The sequence below is a fragment of the Streptomyces sp. DH12 genome, assembly GCF_020873895.1.
GTDB lineage: Bacteria > Actinomycetota > Actinomycetes > Streptomycetales > Streptomycetaceae > Streptomyces.
The window spans coordinates 1-493 of record NZ_JAHWGT010000755.1 but is presented as its reverse complement, the minus strand read 5'-3'; the positions used below and the strand labels follow the sequence as shown (position 1 = coordinate 493).

Below are 493 nucleotides of genomic sequence, written 5' to 3'. Positions count from 1 at the left end.
CGGATGCCGCGCGGGCCCAGTTCGTCGGCGAGGGACTTGGCGAAGCCGGCCAGCCCCGGGCGCAGCCCGTTGGAGATGGTCAGGCCGGGGATCGGCTCGTGCACCGAGCCGGACAGCACGAAGCCGATGACACCTCCCTCGCCCAGCTCCGCGGCGGCGGCGCGGGCCAGCCGCACCGCGCCGAGGAACACCGACTCGAACGCCGCCTGCCACTGCTCGTCGGTGGTGTCGGCGACGAAACCCGGCGGAGGCCCGCCCACGCTGACGAGGACACCGTCGAAGCGGCCGAACCGCTCGCGCGCGGTGGCGATCAGCCGCCCGGCGGCCGCGGGGTCGGCGTTGTCCACGGCCACCCCGGCCGCCGCGTCCGGCCCCAGCGCGGACACGGCCTCCGCGACCGCGTCCTCCTTCCGCCCCGTGACGACCACCTTCGCGCCCTCGGCGGCGAGCGCCCGCGCGGAGGCGTTGCCCAGCCCGCGGGTGGCCCCGGTGA

General features: G+C 77.7%; 1 protein-coding gene. It reads right to left on the bottom strand.

Annotated features, from left to right (window positions below):
- Nucleotides 1–493: SDR family oxidoreductase (locus LPA54_RS36900; protein ID WP_228984850.1), on the bottom strand; the 493-nt coding region annotated here is incomplete at both ends.